Origin of the sequence: Saccharopolyspora sp. NFXS83 (genome assembly GCF_026241095.1) — a bacterium.
In the GTDB taxonomy this organism is placed as follows: Bacteria; Actinomycetota; Actinomycetes; order Mycobacteriales; family Pseudonocardiaceae; genus Saccharopolyspora_C.
Genome location: NZ_JAPFGB010000026.1, coordinates 1 through 15029, shown reverse-complemented (window position 1 = coordinate 15029; position 15029 = coordinate 1). Strand labels below are relative to the sequence as shown.

Here is a 15029-nt window from a genome sequence, read left to right as displayed (position 1 = left end):
GCGCACATCGAGGTCTGCTGCCGCGGAGCGCGGGCGCCGTGCCACGATCGGAGCGTGGCTAGTGCGCTGATCTACCTGTTCGTCGTGCTCGTGGTCGCCGCGGTGATCTACCTGCTCGCTGCCCTGGTCTTCGGGCGGGGGGAGCAGCTGGAGGCGCTACCGCCGGGCGCGACGCCGACCAGATTGCCCGCCGTCGACGTCGAAGGCGCCGATGTGCGCTCGCTGCGGTTTCAACAGGTCGTGCGCGGGTATAAGGCTGCCGAGGTGGACTGGGCGCTGGAGCGGCTGGCCAACGAGGTCGACGACCTGCGCGGCCAGGTCGCCGTCCTGCAGCGGCAGCTGGACATCGCCGGCGAGCAGCTGCAGCGGGCCCGGGCGGTGGACCGGGAGGAGTGAGTCGGGTGGGCAACGCGCAGCTTCGGCTGGAGGTACCGGTGCGCGCCGCGCCGGAGCAGGTGTGGGCGGCGGCGACGGACTGGTCGCGGCAAGGCGAGTGGATGCTGGGCACCACGGTGCACGTGGTCAGCGGCGACGGTGGCCGCGGTACGACGCTGGCCGCGTTCACCGGACTGCGCGGGGTCGGCTTCCTGGACACGATGGAGATCATCGAGATGCGGGCGCCGCTGTGCTGCCGGGTGCGCCACACGGGGGCGCTGGTCTCCGGTGAGGGCGGCTTCCGGGTGATCGCGCGCGGCGAGTCGGACGAGTCGACGTTCGTGTGGTGGGAGGACCTGGCGACGCCCGCCGGGGCCGGCGTGATGTGGCCGGTGCTGCGGCCCGCCTTCACCTGGGGGCTGCGGCGGTCGCTGGACCGGTTCGCCGAGTTCTGCTCGAGGTATCCGGCTCTCGCGCGGTGAGCGAGGGCCGTTCGCCGCCGTCGAGCGGAGCGAACGGCCCTGGAAGGCTCAGTGACCGGTGAAGTTCGGCGTGCGCTTCGCGACGAAGGCCGCCACCGCTTCGCGGTGATCGGCGGTCTGGCCCGCCTCGATCTGCGCGCCCGCCTCCACGTCGAGGGCCTCGTCGAGCCCCTCCGCCGCGGCGGCGCGCATCGTCTCCTTGATCCGCGCGTAGGCGCTGGTGGGGCCGGTGGCCATGCGTCCCGCGAGTTCCATCGCCGCCTCGGTGGCGTGGCCCGCGTCCACCACCCTGTTGACCATGCCGATGCGCAGGCCCTCTTCGGCCGCGACCGGCTCCGCCAGCAGCATCAGCTCCATCGCCCGTCCGTAGCCGATCAGGCGCGGCAGCGTCCAGGACGCGCCGGAATCCGAGGACAGGCCCACGTTGGCGAAGGCCATCAGGAACTTCGCGTCCTCGGCGGCGATGCGCAGGTCGCAGGCGAACGCCAGCGAAGCGCCCGCGCCCGCGGCGCTGCCGTTGACCGCGGCGATGATCGGCTTCGGCATGGTCGCCACCGCGCGGATCAACGGGTTGTAGTGCTCCTCGACCGTCCGCAGTGGCGTGGGATCGTCCGACTCCAGCATCGCGATGTGCTCTTTGAGGTCCTGGCCCGCGCAGAAGGAACGTCCCGCACCAGTGACCACCACCGCCCGCACCGCGTCGTCGGCCGCGGCTTCGCGCAGCGCCGCGGTCAGCGCGAGCTTGAGCTCCACGTTGAGCGCGTTGAACGACTCCGGCCGGTTCAGCGTGATCAGCCGCACGCCACCGGTGGCCTGGGTCAGCAGTACATCCGACACTTCTCGCCCTTTCGTCGCTTGAGGTGTGCGGGCCGCGGGCACCCTGACCAGCGCATCCACAGTGGACTGCGCACGGGGAGTGCCGGCGCGATGACGGTGCGCATCTCGGGAACGGTCCTGATGGGACGGTCGACCGGAAATGCCGCAATGGCAGCACGACACTCGCACGAATGGCCGTGCTGAGAGCCGAAAAGTCCCGAACATGCCCGCACGACGGCTGAGTCTGCCACCCGGCGCCGGTATTCGACCAGCGCAAGAGCGACACGAGTTGATCGGTTCGGTTTCGCGGCTGCGTCCGGATGGGGGAGAATGGGATCGGACCCGACTGATTGTGGGCGATCAGCGGGTGGGAAGAGTTCACGGAGGGAGCACGCTATGGCGGCCATGAAGCCCCGGACCGGTGACGGTCCCCTCGAGGTGACGAAGGAGGGTCGCGGAATCGTAATGCGCGTCCCCCTTGAGGGCGGTGGGCGGCTCGTCGTCGAGATGTCGGTGGAGGAGGCAACGAACCTGGGCGAGGCCCTGGAATCTGTCACCGGCTGAGGCCGCTGCGCAAGCGATCGGCGTGCACCCGATCGTCGCCGGCCCTGGCATCCGAGGTAGATGCCGGGGCCGGTATCCGTGGAGTGGCCGAGACGGCCTTTTCTTTTGAGTGCGGGAAGGATTTCAATCCGTGTCCGATTCCTCGGTGTTCGGCTCGTCGCGGACCCCGGAGCACGCGGTGCTCCCGGTGATCCCGACGGCACTGGTCGAAGTGGACGTGGTCTCGCGGTGGCGGGACGGCGTTCCGGCGGCGGTGCCGGTGTTCGACGGGGCCTCCGGGCCTGACCTGGCCGCGGCTGCCGAACCGTGGGGCGTGGATCCCTCGCTGCTGGAGGCGCTGGGCGTGACGGCCACCGTGGGCGATGTGCGCACGGTTCCGCTGCCGGACGGCCGTTTCGGCTGGGTGGTCGGTGCCGGTTCCGGCGTCGGCCGGTGGCGCTCGATCGGCGCGTCGATCGCGCGGGCGGCGCGCGCCCGGCTCGGCGAGGGAATCGCGGATGAGGACGCCGACCCGGCGGACCTCGGCGACGCGGCGGAAGCGGAGTACGTCCAGGTGCGGTTGCCCGCGGACGCCGATGCCGAGCTGGTCTCGGCGTTGACGCTCGGGTTGTCGCTGGGCGACTACCGGTTCCGGGTGTCGGCCGAACCGGCCGCGCCGCGGATGCGCAAGGCATTACTGGTGGTGCCCGACGGGGTCGACCCGGCGGAGCTGCGCGCGGCGGCTGCCCGCGCGCACGAGTGGGCCGCGGCGACCTCGTTGGCCAGGGACCTGGCCAACGCTCCCTCGAACGTGAAGAACCCGGTGTGGCTCGCCGGTGCGGGCACCGAGCTCGCGGGACCGCTGCCGGGTGTCACGGCGACGGTCCGCGATGAGAAGTGGTTGGCGGACAAGGGCTTCGGCGGTGTGCTCGCGGTCGGCGGCGGCTCGGTGAGCCCGCCGCGGCTGCTGGAGCTGACCTGGCGGCCGGAGGGCGTGAAGTCCGGCCCGCACCTGGTGCTGGTGGGCAAGGGGATCACGTTCGACACCGGCGGGATCTCGATCAAGCCCGCTGACGGAATGCACTTGATGCGCACCGACATGGCCGGCGGCGGCGCGGTGCTCAGCGCACTGCTGTCCATCGCCCGGCTGCGGTTGCCGGTGCGCGTGACGGCGTTGGTGCCGTCCGCGGAGAACCACGTCTCCGGCAGCAGCTACCGGCCGGGCGACGTGGTGCGGCACTACGGCGGCAAGACCACCGAGGTCGCCAACACCGACGCCGAAGGCCGCATGGTGCTCGCGGACGCGCTGGCCTACGCGGTACAGCGACACGAGCCGGACTTCATCGTCGACGTCGCCACGCTGACCGGTGCGATGAAGGTCGCGCTGGGGCTGCGCACCGGTGGGCTGTTCGCCACCGACGAGAAGCTGGAGCGCGCGCTGCGCGAGGCCGGGGAGCGCGTCGGCGAGTCCTGGTGGCGGATGCCGCTGCTGGAGGACCACGCCGCGGACGTGCAGGGCGAGCTCGCCGACGTGCGTCAGGCGCCGCAAGGACCGGGCGGCATCACGGCCGCGTTGTTCCTGCGCGAGTTCGTCGGCGCCGTGCCGTGGGCGCACCTGGACATCGCCGGGCCGGGACGCGCGGACAAGGCCTACGACGACGTGGTCCCGGGCGCGACGGGATTCGCTGCCAGGACCCTCGTGGAGCTCGCCGCCTCGCTGGCCGAGTGACACCGCTGTTCTCCTGGTGATCCCGCGGCGGACGTGATCCGCCGCGGGATCACGCGCATCCGGCCGGTGGTCGTGGTCATCGCCGGGAGATCGCGTGCTCGCGGAAGGCGTGTACGGCGGGCGGCGGGGTGCGGTGGGCCGGCCAGGCGATGCCGACGGTGCGGTGCGCGGCCGGGCTCAACGAGATCTCCGCGGTGCCCGCCACGGCGCCGCCGAGCGCCCTGGGCAGCACGGTGACGCCGAGACCTGCCGCGACCAGTCCGCGCACGGTGTCGACCTCCTCGCCTTCCCAGGCGGGCCGCAGCGCGACGCCGGCGGCGTCGGCCAGTTCGGTGACGATGCGCCGCAGCCCGTAGCCGGAGCTCAGCAGCGCGAAGTCCTCACCCGCCAGGTCGGCCAGCCGGACGCTGGTGCTGCGCCCGGCGAGGCGGTGGCCGGTGGGCACGACCGCGACCAGCTCGTCGCGCGCCACCGGGGTCGCCTCCCAATCCGGGCCGGACGGCATCGGCGAAACCAGGCAGAGATCGATCCGGCCGTCCCGCGCCCCGGTCAGCAGATCGTCGCGCGCACCTTGCACCAGTCGGAACCGCACTCCGGGATGGTCGGTTCGGAAGCCCCTGATGAGCTCGGGAACGAGGGCGCCGCCCATGGTGTGCTGGAAGCCGAGAGCCACCCGGCCCCGGTTCGGATCGAGTTCCTCGACCACTTCGCGGCACCGATCGGCCAGTTCGCGGTAGGCGTCGTCGGCGGCGGTTGCCAGCTTCGCCCCGGTGCGGGTGAGCCGAACCCCGCGCCCGTCGCGCGTCACGATCTCGGTGCCGAGGCGGTCGGCGAGCCGGGCGAGGGTGCGGCTCACGGTGGGTTGCGGGATGCCGAGGCGGTCGGCCGCCCGTGTGAGATGCCCCTCCGCCGCGACGGTGCGCAGCAGGTTCAGCGTCGGGGCCAGATCCGCGGTGAGCTGGGCGGCGTCCAGCGGCCGGTCTGATTCATGCGTCACGGCATGAATTGTCGGTGTTCGGTGAATTGGACGCATTAGTTAGCGTTGCTTACCGTCGCCGACGTGCTCACCGATGACCTGAACCGGATCCGGCGCATCCGGCTCGCACTGCTGGCAGGCGCCCTGGCCTTGTTCGCGTTGCTGTACGCGCCGCAGCCGGTGCTGCCGCAGTTCGCCGAATCGTTCGCGCTCGCCCCCGGCACCGTGGCGCTGCTGGTCTCCGCGGGCACGCTGGGCCTGGCGGTGGCCGCGATCCCGCTTGGCACCCTGTCCGAGGTGTTCGGCAGGCGGCGGATCATGGTGTCGTCGTTGCTGCTGGCCGAGGCCATCGGGCTGCTGCTGCCCTTCGTGGCGGACTTCCCGCTGCTGGTGGCGCTGCGGCTGGTGCAGGGAGCCGCGGTGGCGGGCATCGCGGCCGTCGCCGCCGCCTACCTCGCCGACGAGACCGGCGGTCGCGACCTCGGCACCACGATGGGCCTCTACGTCGCGGGCACCACCGTCGGAGGCATGTCCGGGCGGTTGCTCGGCGGCGTCGCCGGTGACTTCGCGGGCTGGACCGGCGGACTGGCGGCGGTCGCCGTCCTCGCCGGGATCTGCACGGTCGCCTTCGTCCTCCTGCTGCCGCAGGAGCGCCACCAGCGGCGGCAGGAACTGCGCTGGAAACCGCTGCTGACCGGGGTGCGCGCCGCCGCGGCCGATCCGGGCCTGCGGCCCCCGTTCCTGGTCGCGGCGCTGGGCATGGGGTCGTTCGTGGCGGTCTACAACGTGCTCGGCTTCCGGCTCATCGAGCCGCCGCTGTCGGTGCCTCCCGCGTTGGCCGCCCTGGCGTTCCTGGCCTACGCGGCGGGCACGGTCACCTCGGCGCTGGCCGGGCGGCTCGCGGACCGCTGGGGACGACGTCCGGTGCTGCTGATCGGACTGGGCACGGCGGTGCTGGGGCTGCTGCTGATGCTGGCCGGGAACCTGGTGGTGATCTTGGCCGGGCTGGTGGTGTTCACCGGTGGGTTCTTCGCGGCGCACTCGGTGGCCAGCGGCTGGGTCGGGCTGCTCGCGTCACCCTCGGCGCGGGGGCAGGCCTCCGCGATGTACCAGCTCGCCTACTACGGCGGCAGCAGCGTCGGCGGGGTGCTCGGCGGGGTGGCCTACGCGGCGTGGGGCTGGGCGGGCATGACCGCCGTGCTCGGTTGCTGGCTGGCTCTCGCCGGGGTGGCGGTGCTGCGCAACCGGCGAGCCCGGCCGGTGGGAGGCGCGGTCGCGCCGGAGCCCGAGGCTCAGGTGGCGTCCGAATCGTAAGGCGGCCGTTCACCCGGAGCGAGCGGCGACTGCGGTTTGGGCGGGGCGGGCGTGGACCCGTTGCCGTTGCCGTTGTTGCCGTTCAGCGGAGGGTTCAGCGGGTTCTCGCCGTCCAGCAGGTGCTTGGTCACCGCGGTCCGCGGGTTGAAGTCGCGGATGCCGCGCAGGTCTTCGAGCGGCTTGCGGAGGTCGTCGAACTCCGGGCCCAGCTCGGAGCGCAGCTGGTCGCGCGCACCCGTCGCGTACTCCTTGACCTGGCGAATCGTGCGGCCCAGCCACGCCGCGCCCTCCGGCAACCGGTCCGGTCCGAGGATGAACAGACCGGCGACGATGAGGACCAGGATCTCACCCCAGCCGATGCTGTCGAACACCTCGGATCACCTTTCACTCCATGCCGTGCGCGTCGCGCTCCGCCAGCCTACCCACCCGGACGGACCTTGCGGAAACGCCACTTTCCCAACTGGATGCGCATTCAGCGCAGCGCCACGTCCAACACCAGCTCACGGCCCTGGCGCACCACGGTCACCGGAACCGTCCGGCCCACGGGATACCGGTCCACGGCCACCACGAGCTCGTCCGCGGTGCTGACCTCGCGGTCGCCCACCCGGATGATCACGTCGCCTTCGGCGATGCCCGCCGCGGCGGCGGAACCGTTGTCCCGCACGTTGAGCACCTGGGCGCCGTCGGTCGTGCCGTCGTTGACGGACTTGGCGTTCACCCCGAGGTCGGCGTGCACGGCCTTGCCGCCGCGGATCAGCTCCTGCGAGATGCGCCGCACGTCGTCGATGGGGATGGCGAAGCCGAGGCCGATCGAGCCGCCCTCACCACCGGAGCCGATGGTGCGGATGCCGCTGTTGATGCCGACCACCGCTCCGTTGCCGTCGACCAGCGCGCCCCCGGAGTTGCCGGGGTTGATCGCCGCGTCGGTCTGGATCGCGTCGACCACCGCGTTGGTGTCGGTGCCTTCCCCGGCCAGCCGCACCGGCCGGTGCACCGAGCTGACGATGCCCGTGGTCACGGTGCTCGCCAGTCCGAGCGGGGAGCCCACGGCGATCACCTGGTCGCCCACGGCCAGATCCGCGGAGCGTCCCAGCTGAGCGACGGTCGGGTTGGCCACCTCGACCTTGATCACCGCGAGGTCGGTCTTCACGTCCCGCCCCACGATCCGGGCGGGCACCCGGCTGCCGTCGCTGAACACCGTCGACACCCTGGCGCCCGGGGTGTCCGCGGCCATCGACACGACGTGGTTGTTGGTGACGATGTAGCCGTTGCCGTCGATCACCACGCCGGAGCCGCTGCCGCCCTGCGCGCCGACGTGCACCTCCACCGAGACCACGGCGGGCACGATGCGGTGGGCCACGCCCGCGACGCCGCCACTGGGGCGTTCCATGCCGGGTTCGACCTCGGCCAGCGTCACGTCCGGGTTGGTCAGCGGGTTGCCCTCCTCGGCGGTGATGCGGCCGACGAAGCCGCCGACACCGGCCAGCAGCACCGCGACTCCGGCGAGCGCGGCGAGCGAGCGGGGGCGCACCCGGCGGCCGAACAGGACCTCGCGGGCGCTCAGCAGCGGGCCGGGGCCGGGTTCGACGTCGGGTTCGGCGGTCTCCTCGGGCAGCGCGGGCGGCCCGATGACGGAACTCGCCGAGGGGTTGCGCCACGGGTCCCGGTCGCCGCGGTCGTTCCAGAACGTCGCGGGCTGCTCGGGGGTGGTCGCGGGCGGGGTCTCGCCGGGTTCGCGCTGCAGCGAATCGGGCGTGCCCTGGGGGCGGCCGAACGCCTTGGTCAGCGCGTCCGGCGGTGGCGGTGCCTGCTCGACGCCCGAGGCCGGCTGCCGGGAGGCGTCGGGGTGGAAGCTGCCGGACACGCCGCTCGGCCTGCTGAAGGTCCGGGCCTGCGCGGGGTCGACGTCGGGGCGCTGCGTCGGGCGTGCCCCGAGCCGTTGCGGGTCGTCCTGCTGAGCGGCGGCGGGCGGCGTCGGCTGGGCCTGCCCCGGTCCGGCGGGTCCTGCCGGGGCGGGGTTCGGCGGCGGGGAAGCCCAGGGGCCGGTCCCGTGCGGCTCGGAAGGCCCGTTGCCGGACCGCGCCACCGGTCGTTCGCCGCTGGCACCAGGTCGCTGGAAGTCCTCGGCTGGAACCCCGCGCGCGGGCGCTGCGGAGCCCTGCTGCCACGGGTGCAGCGCCGCCTGGTCGTGCGGCGTGCCGCCGGTGGGGAAGGCGCGGTCCTGGTCGCCGTGCGGACGGGTTCGATCAGGCCGCACCGGGTCGGATCCCTGCGCGGGTTTCCTCGGTTGCTCGCTCATCGCTCCCCGGACCTGCGAAGTCGTCGACACATCGGCATGCGAGTGGATCACATGAAGGTGGCGTCCCGCGCACCGGTACCGGTGGTGGGCGTCCACCGCACATCCTGCCCAGCATCAGGTGAAGTCCGCGTAGGTGCCCGCTCGCGCACCGGATTTTCCCGGGGGCGGCTGGTTCAGGGCTGGACGGAGGCCGAGATCAGCGGTGAGCTCGACGGCACCGCCGGGGTACCCGAGGTGGGGAAGGCCGCCGACTCGGACGGCGGTGTCGGGACCGGCGCTTCTCGCGGCGGCTCGCTCAGCCGGGCGGAGGCCGGGATCATCGCGGAGTCGTAGGCCTCACCGGGGTGCGGCATCGGGCCCGCGTCGGTCGGCGGGAGCTGCTCGTCCGGAACGCTCACCAGGGCCAGGGCGCCGAGCACCAGCCCGGAGAACACCACACCCGCGCCCGTCCGCCTGCCGCGACCGGCGCGCTGGTCCGGCGACGTCGCTCCGAGCGGAGTGCTGGTCCCCATCGGCTGCTGCCCGCCGCCGAGCGGAGTGGTGGAGCCGAGGGCGGCTCCGGAACCGAACCGGCCGGGCCGCGCTCCGGGATTGACCGCGACGAGCTGCCCGTCCTCGGTCAGCGCCAGCCCGTCGGGCTGGGCGGGGAGCTCAGCGCTCGACGGTATCGCCTGGAGCGCCTGGAGCAGGCCCGCCGAGACGGACGGGACGGGTGCGGACCGCACCGCCGTGCGCGCTTGCCGCTGAGCCGCGGCGTCCGCCGCGCAGGCCGGACACCGGGCGAGGTGGGAGGCCGCGCGGTCGTGGGCGCTGGCGGTGAGCTCTCCGTCCACGAATGCCACGAGCGCGTCCAGTGCGAGGTGCTGTTCGGACAGCCCCCACCCTCGCCGAGCCGTCATGCCGACTCCTCCTGAACCTGTTCTCGCCGAGCTTCCAACGTGGCCTTCAACATCTGCCTGCCGCGGTGGATCCTGCTGCGCACAGTACCGAGCTTCACCCCGAGGGTGGTTCCGATCTCCTCGTAGGAGAGTCCTTCGACGTCGCAGAGCACGACGGCCGCTCGGAACTCCGGCGGCACCTCGTCCAGCGCGGCCTGCAGGTCCGGGTCCAGGTGCGTCTCGTAGAACACCTGCTCCGGGCTCGGGCCGGTGCTCGGCAGCCGGTCGGTGTCCTCGGGCAGGCCTTCCATCCGCAGTCGCGAACGGCGCCGGGCCATGTCGAGGAAGAGGTTCGTGGTGATCCGGTGCAGCCAGCCCTCGAACGTCCCCGGCTTGTAGGACGCCAGCGAGCGGAATACGCGGATGAACGTTTCCTGCGTGAGGTCCTCGGCGTCGTGCTGGTTGCCGCTGAGCCGGTACGCGAGCCGGTAAACCCGGTCGGCGTGCTCGCGGACGACCTCGTCCCAGGACGGCGGCGTCCACTCCGCATCCGAGACGGGTGCGGCGGCGACGGTGTGCTGGTCGGCTCGAACGGCCGGACTCATCGACTGTGTTGGCATCGGACGTGGAGCCACCTCCTGCGGCTGGTGCACAAGGGGAACGAACCCGCCCGCCGCTTTGTTCCCGGTGGAGGTCCGAAACGGGTGGTGCGGAGCGTGTTCCGCGGTGCCGCCGCTATCGCTGAGGACGTGGTCCGCCCTCGATTCGCTCCCCACTCTCGCGCGCGCTCGTGAGGGACGGATGAAAGGGCGCTGAGAGCAGCCTGAGAACCTGACTTTCACCTGATCGGCGCAAGACCGGCGGGTTCACGGAAACAGGCGTCTAACGATGTGCCGAAACGGGGCAACCGAACCCGTCCGCGAAGATAATCTTGCGACTCGTGATACCCGAGACGTCGATCGGCACCGGTCCGCTGGACCGGCCGGGCAGCATGCTCGGCGACGCCCGCGGATCCATCGGGCCCGTGGCCGACCCTGCGCACGACACCATCGATGCGTCCGTCGGGGCCGCGCTGCGGTTCCTGGCGACCGTGCTGCGCGCCAAATCCGTCGTCGAGGTGGGCTCCGGCACGGGCGCCTCGGCGAGCTGGCTGCTCAGCGGCATGGTGCCGGACGGCGTGCTGACCTCGATCGACGTCGACGCGTCGGCCCAGCACATCGCGCGCGAGGCGCTGGCCGCCCAGGGCGTGGCGCGGGGTCGCACTCGGTTCATCGCCGGGTTGGCCGAGCGGGTGCTGCCGAAGCTCACCGAGGACGCCTACGACCTGGTGTTCGTCGACGCCATGCCCGGCCGCTACCCGATGTTCCTGGAGCTCGGCGCGCCGCTGCTGCGGCCCGGCGGAGCGATCGTGTTCGCCGGTCCGGTCGACGCGGCCCAGCACCAGGAGCCGCGCGCGCAGGCGGTGCGGGAGCTGATCAGGGCAGTGCGGGCCGACGAGTCGCTGGTGCCGGTGGCGCTGCCCGTCGGCGACGGACTGCTGGCCATCGCGCGCACCTGACGACCGCACCTCGCCGCGGTGCCGTGCTCACCTGATGCCCCCACGAGCGGTCCCGGTCGGCGCCGGGACCGCCTCGTGGCGGCGGAAGCGGCTCAGGCGGGGGAGACGGACAGCAGCTGACCGGACAGCCCGCGGGCACGGGTCGACAGGCGCTTCGCCACGTCGTTGAGCACCTGGGCCGCCGGGGAGTCCGGAGCCTCGATGACCAGCGGGGTTCCGCTGTCGCCGGCCTCGCGCAGCCGGGTGTCCAGCGGCACCTGGCCCAGCAGCGGGACCTCCGCGCCCACCGCGCGGCTCAGCGAGTCGGCCACGATCTGGCCGCCGCCGCTGCCGAAGACCTCCATGCGCTGGCCGTCGGGCAGCTCCATCCAGGACATGTTCTCCACGACGCCCGCCAGCCGCTGCCGGGTCTGCATCGCGATGGCGCCCGCGCGCTCGGCGACCTCGGCGGCGGCCTGCTGCGGGGTGGTCACGACCAGGATCTCCGCGTTCGGGATGAGCTGGGCGGTGGACAGCGCGATGTCGCCGGTGCCGGGCGGCAGGTCCAGCAGCAGCACGTCCAGGTCGCCCCAGAACACGTCGGAGAGGAACTGCTGCAGCGCGCGGTGCAGCATCGGCCCGCGCCACACGACCGGCGTGTTGCCGGGGGTGAACATGCCGATGGAGATGACCTTCACGCCGTGCGCCTGCGGCGGCAGGATCATCTTCTCGACCTGGGTGGGCTTGCCGCTGGAGCCGAGCATGCGGGGCACCGAGTGGCCGTAGATGTCGGCGTCGACGACGCCGACCGACAGGCCGCGCTGGGCCATCGAGGCGGCGAGGTTCACCGTGACGCTGGACTTGCCGACGCCGCCCTTGCCGGAGGCCACGCAGTACACCCGCGTCATCGAGCCGGGTTCGGCGAACGGGATGCGCGGTTCCTCGGAGTTGCCGCGCAGCTTCTTGCGGAGTTCGGAGCGCTGCTCGTCGCTCATCACGTCGAGCTCGACGGTGACGGCCCGGACGCCGTCGACGGCACTGACCGCGGAGTCGACCCGCTGGGTGATCGTCTCCTTCATGGGGCAGCCCTGCACCGTCAGGTACACCTCGACGGTGACCTGGCCTTCTTCGCCGATCGTCACGGCTTTGACCATGCCGAGCTCGGTGATCGGCTTGTGGATCTCCGGGTCCTCGACCTTGGTGAGGGCCTGGCGAACGGCCTCTTCCGTGGGAGCGGAGTGCGTGCTGGTCACGGTTGCGGTGACACCGACCCTTCCTGCGGCTGTGCTTGCCCTCGATGCTACGGACCGACCCGCGATGTTACGGGCCGGTAGCCCCGGAATCGCAGGCGAGGTGCGCAGCGGGTGACGGCGGGGGAGTCGGTGCAGGGTGCGGAGCGGGTGTCCGGAAGCGGGTTGCACGGGCCTGTGCGCTGGATTATTCCAAGCACCGGGTCCGACGTGCTCGCATTGTGAAATCCGGGGGCGCTTCGCAATCGTGTGACTGCCCTCCGTAGTATCACTCATCGTGACCGAGACGGGTCTTGATCGATTACCCACTCGTGGCGAGCTGCTGGCCTATCGGACCTTCCTGCGTGCGCATGCCCGCGTCACGCGCTGCCTGGAAGGGGATCTGATCGCCGAGCAGCGGCTGACGCTGGCCGCCTACGACGTGCTGCACGCGCTGTTCGAGGCGCCGGAGCGCAGGCTGCGCATGACCGAGCTCGCGGACACCGTGCTGCTGTCCAGGTCCGGGGTGACCCGGCTGGTCGACCGGTTGGAGCGGATCGGTCTGGTCAGTCGCGTCCGGGTCGATTCGGACGGCAGGGGAGTACTCGCAGTGATCACCGAGGCCGGCGAGGGCCGGTTGCGCACCGCATCCAGCACGCACCTCGGTGGAGTGACCCAGTACTTCCTTTCGGTGACCGAGCCGCGCGAGCTCGAAGAGTTCGCCCGCACCTGCGAAAAGCTCGCCGCGGGCGGGGTCCCGGCACCGCCGGGCCAACGCGCCCAAGCCTGAGCCTCGAAGCCGCACGCCGATAATCCGATTTAACTTCCGCCCGAGCCTGCACGCGACGGGCGAAGCGCCCTCGCGCTCCTCAGCGGCGGCCGTCCTCGTGGCCGTCAGCGGAACCCTGGCGCCGTCGGCGCGCGACCGCGCTCTCCGTGCCGGGCAGCTCGTCGCGCAGCCGGTCCAGCTCGACCCGCAGGTAGTCGCGGGTGGCGACCTCGCCGACGGCCAGCCGCAGCGCGGCGAGCTCCCGCGCCAGGTACTCGGTGTCGGCCTTCGTCTGCTCGGCGCGCGCCCGGTCCTCCTCGAGCGAGACCCGGTCGCGGTCGTCCTGCCTGTTCTGCGCGAGCAGGATCAGCGGCGCCGCGTAGGAGGCCTGGGTGGAGAACGCGAGGTTGAGCAGGATGAACGGGTACGGGTCCCACCGCAGCCCCACCGCGAACAGGTTCATCCCGATCCAACTGATCACGAACACCGTCATCCAGAACAGGAACTTCCCGGTGCCGAGGAAGCGGGCGACGCGTTCGGAGACTTGGCCGAACAGCTCGGGGTCGAAGTCCACGGTGAACCGGCGGGGCATCCGGGGCTGGTCCAGCCGCCGCCGGGAGAGCAGTTCAGGCATCGTCGCTCGCTTTCGGTGCGTCCGGGGAGTGCGCGCCCGGCCGGTCGTCCCGGTCGGGCAAGCCGCTCTCCCGCCAGTTCTCCGGGAGCAGGTGGTCGAGCACGTCGTCCACGGTGACCGCGCCGATGAGGTGCTCCTCGTCGTCGAGGACCGGGCCGCACACCAAGTTGTAAGCGGCGAAGTAGCGGGTCACCTCGGCCAGCGCGGCCGTCGGCGGCAGGCTCGCCAGGCTGGTGTCCAGCGCCCCCGCGACCAGCGTCGACGGCGGTTCCCGCAGCAGCCGCTGGATGTGCACGCAGCCGAGGTAGCGGCCGGTGGGCGTGGCCGACGGCGGGCGGCAGACGAAGACCATGCTGGAGAGCGCGACCGGCAGCTCGGGATTGCGGACCATCGCGAGCGCCTCGGCGATGGTGGCGTCCGGCCCGACGACGACGGGTTCGGGCGTCATCAACCCGCCCGCCGTGTCCGAGGAGTACTCCAGCAGTCGCTTGACCGGGGCGGACTCGGCGGGCTCCATGAGCTCCAGCAGCCGGTTCTTGTCCACTTCGGGGAGTTCGGCGAGCAGGTCGGCGGCGTCGTCGGGGCTCATCGCCTCCAGCACGTCGGCGGCCCGGTCCTCGCCGAGGTGACCGATCAGGTCCTTCTGGTCGTCCTCCGGGAGTTCCTCGACGACGTCGGCGAGCCGTTCGTCGTCGAGCGCCTCGGCCACCTCGTAGCGGCGCTTGGCGGGCAATTCGTGCAGGGTGCTGGCCACGTCGACGGCGCGCATCGTGTCCAGCAGCGCCAGCAGCTGCTCCACGCCCTGCGGCCGGTCGGTGAGCTCGGCCGCGGCGAGCCCCGTGATCTGGTCCCACTCCAGCACCTGCACGGGCCCGCGGCGGGCGAGCCGCCCGGTCCGCTCGCGCACCGCGAGCCTGCTGATCCGCCAATCGCGGGTGCGGGTCTGCTCCAAAGCGGCGTCGACCAGCACCGCGGACGCGCCTGAGGCGGCGACGGTGACCTTCGCGTCGAGGAGCTGACCGAGCACCAGGACCTCGTTGGGGCGCTGGTGGAACTGCCGGGTGTTGACCGAGCCGGTGGCGAGGGTGACCGCGTTGGGTTCGAAGCGCACGACCCGGAGCATCGGCACGAAGATCCGCCGCCGCGCCGCCATCTCCATCACGATGCCGAGCACCCGCGGCGGCTGGTGCGCGGTGCTCAGCCCGGCGACGACGTCGCGGACCTTGCCGATGGACTCGCCGTCCGGTCCGAACACGGCGAGCCCGGCGACTCGTGCCGCGTAAACCCTGGTCGCTGCCACGCTGATCAGGCTAGTCGGCGGTGGGTATTGGAGCAGGGTTCCTGGGGGGCGGTTTGCTTTGGTGGTCGGGTGGCGGAACCTCAGCGGCTTCCTCGCGAGGACAGCTTTTTCCCTCGTGGCGGAGCCACTCGGGAAAAAGATCCCGCAG

16 protein-coding genes are annotated in these 15029 nt (G+C 72.2%); 7 read left to right on the top strand and 9 right to left on the bottom strand.

All coding sequences use genetic code 11. From position 1 onward, the window contains the following. Positions 1-54 precede the first annotated feature (54 nt). Together OOZ19_RS23640 and OOZ19_RS23635 are read left to right on the top strand one after the other, a co-directional pair. Positions 55-396 carry a DivIVA domain-containing protein gene (locus OOZ19_RS23640; protein WP_266092351.1) on the top strand — a complete coding sequence of 114 codons (342 nt, stop codon included), beginning with the start codon at positions 55-57 and terminating at the stop codon, positions 394-396. Positions 397-401: 5 nt separating this feature from the next. After that, entirely contained in the window at positions 402-857 is a 456-nt protein-coding gene (locus OOZ19_RS23635; RefSeq protein ID WP_266092350.1) for an SRPBCC family protein, read from the top strand. Between the two features lie 48 nt (positions 858-905). On the opposite strand, the gene OOZ19_RS23630 is transcribed toward OOZ19_RS23635, so the two are convergent. Next, entirely contained in the window at positions 906-1694 is a 789-nt protein-coding gene (locus OOZ19_RS23630) for an enoyl-CoA hydratase-related protein (protein ID WP_266092349.1), read from the bottom strand. Between the two features lie 375 nt (positions 1695-2069). Between OOZ19_RS23630 and OOZ19_RS23625 the strand changes: the two genes are divergently transcribed. Together OOZ19_RS23625 and OOZ19_RS23620 are read left to right on the top strand one after the other, a co-directional pair. Then, positions 2070-2237: a DUF3117 domain-containing protein gene (locus OOZ19_RS23625; protein WP_184476971.1), complete on the top strand. Its 168-nt coding sequence runs from the start codon at positions 2070-2072 to the stop codon at positions 2235-2237. Positions 2238-2367: 130 nt separating this feature from the next. After that, on the top strand, positions 2368-3945 hold the full coding sequence (locus OOZ19_RS23620; RefSeq protein ID WP_266092348.1) for a leucyl aminopeptidase family protein: 1578 nt from the start codon (positions 2368-2370) through the stop codon (positions 3943-3945). Positions 3946-4021: 76 nt separating this feature from the next. Here the strand turns inward: OOZ19_RS23620 and OOZ19_RS23615 are convergent, their stop codons facing one another. Then, a complete protein-coding gene (locus OOZ19_RS23615; RefSeq protein WP_266092347.1) occupies positions 4022-4942 on the bottom strand; it encodes a LysR family transcriptional regulator in 921 nt (306 codons plus the stop codon). 63 nt (positions 4943-5005) lie between these two features. Between OOZ19_RS23615 and OOZ19_RS23610 the strand changes: the two genes are divergently transcribed. Continuing rightward, entirely contained in the window at positions 5006-6235 is a 1230-nt protein-coding gene (locus OOZ19_RS23610) for an MFS transporter (protein WP_266092346.1), read from the top strand. Here OOZ19_RS23610 and tatB read toward each other — a convergent pair. The 4 genes from tatB to sigE all read right to left on the bottom strand — a co-directional run bounded on the left by tatB (position 6214) and on the right by sigE (position 10017). Continuing rightward, positions 6214-6606: a Sec-independent protein translocase protein TatB gene (gene tatB, locus OOZ19_RS23605; RefSeq protein ID WP_266092345.1), complete on the bottom strand. Its 393-nt coding sequence runs from the start codon at positions 6604-6606 to the stop codon at positions 6214-6216. The two genes, OOZ19_RS23610 and tatB, sit on opposite strands and share 22 nt — an antisense overlap. Positions 6607-6707: 101 nt before the next feature. Next, the gene (locus tag OOZ19_RS23600; RefSeq protein ID WP_266092344.1) at positions 6708-8534 is read right to left on the bottom strand and encodes a trypsin-like peptidase domain-containing protein; all 1827 of its coding nucleotides are present in this window, start codon (positions 8532-8534) and stop codon (positions 6708-6710) included. A 173-nt stretch (positions 8535-8707) separates the two neighbouring features. Continuing rightward, on the bottom strand, positions 8708-9433 hold the full coding sequence (locus OOZ19_RS23595; protein ID WP_266092343.1) for a zf-HC2 domain-containing protein: 726 nt from the start codon (positions 9431-9433) through the stop codon (positions 8708-8710). Next, entirely contained in the window at positions 9430-10017 is a 588-nt protein-coding gene (gene sigE, locus OOZ19_RS23590) for an RNA polymerase sigma factor SigE (protein ID WP_266092417.1), read from the bottom strand. The genes OOZ19_RS23595 and sigE overlap by 4 nt, the downstream gene beginning before the upstream one ends. 335 nt (positions 10018-10352) lie before the next feature. On the opposite strand from sigE, the gene OOZ19_RS23585 reads away from it, so the two are divergent. Further along, a complete protein-coding gene (locus OOZ19_RS23585; protein ID WP_266092342.1) occupies positions 10353-10970 on the top strand; it encodes an O-methyltransferase in 618 nt (205 codons plus the stop codon). A gap of 92 nt (positions 10971-11062) precedes the next feature. Here OOZ19_RS23585 and OOZ19_RS23580 read toward each other — a convergent pair whose 3' ends face one another. After that, on the bottom strand, positions 11063-12202 hold the full coding sequence (locus tag OOZ19_RS23580) for an Mrp/NBP35 family ATP-binding protein (protein WP_266092341.1): 1140 nt from the start codon (positions 12200-12202) through the stop codon (positions 11063-11065). Between the two features lie 274 nt (positions 12203-12476). Between OOZ19_RS23580 and OOZ19_RS23575 the strand changes: the two genes are divergently transcribed. Next, entirely contained in the window at positions 12477-12968 is a 492-nt protein-coding gene (locus OOZ19_RS23575) for a MarR family winged helix-turn-helix transcriptional regulator (protein ID WP_184476983.1), read from the top strand. Positions 12969-13047: 79 nt separating this feature from the next. Here the strand turns inward: OOZ19_RS23575 and OOZ19_RS23570 are convergent, their stop codons facing one another. Further along, positions 13048-13581: a DUF1003 domain-containing protein gene (locus OOZ19_RS23570; protein WP_266092340.1), complete on the bottom strand. Its 534-nt coding sequence runs from the start codon at positions 13579-13581 to the stop codon at positions 13048-13050. After that, entirely contained in the window at positions 13574-14881 is a 1308-nt protein-coding gene (locus OOZ19_RS23565) for a magnesium transporter MgtE N-terminal domain-containing protein (protein ID WP_266092339.1), read from the bottom strand. The genes OOZ19_RS23570 and OOZ19_RS23565 overlap by 8 nt, the downstream gene beginning before the upstream one ends. Between the last annotated feature and the right edge of the window lie 148 nt (positions 14882-15029).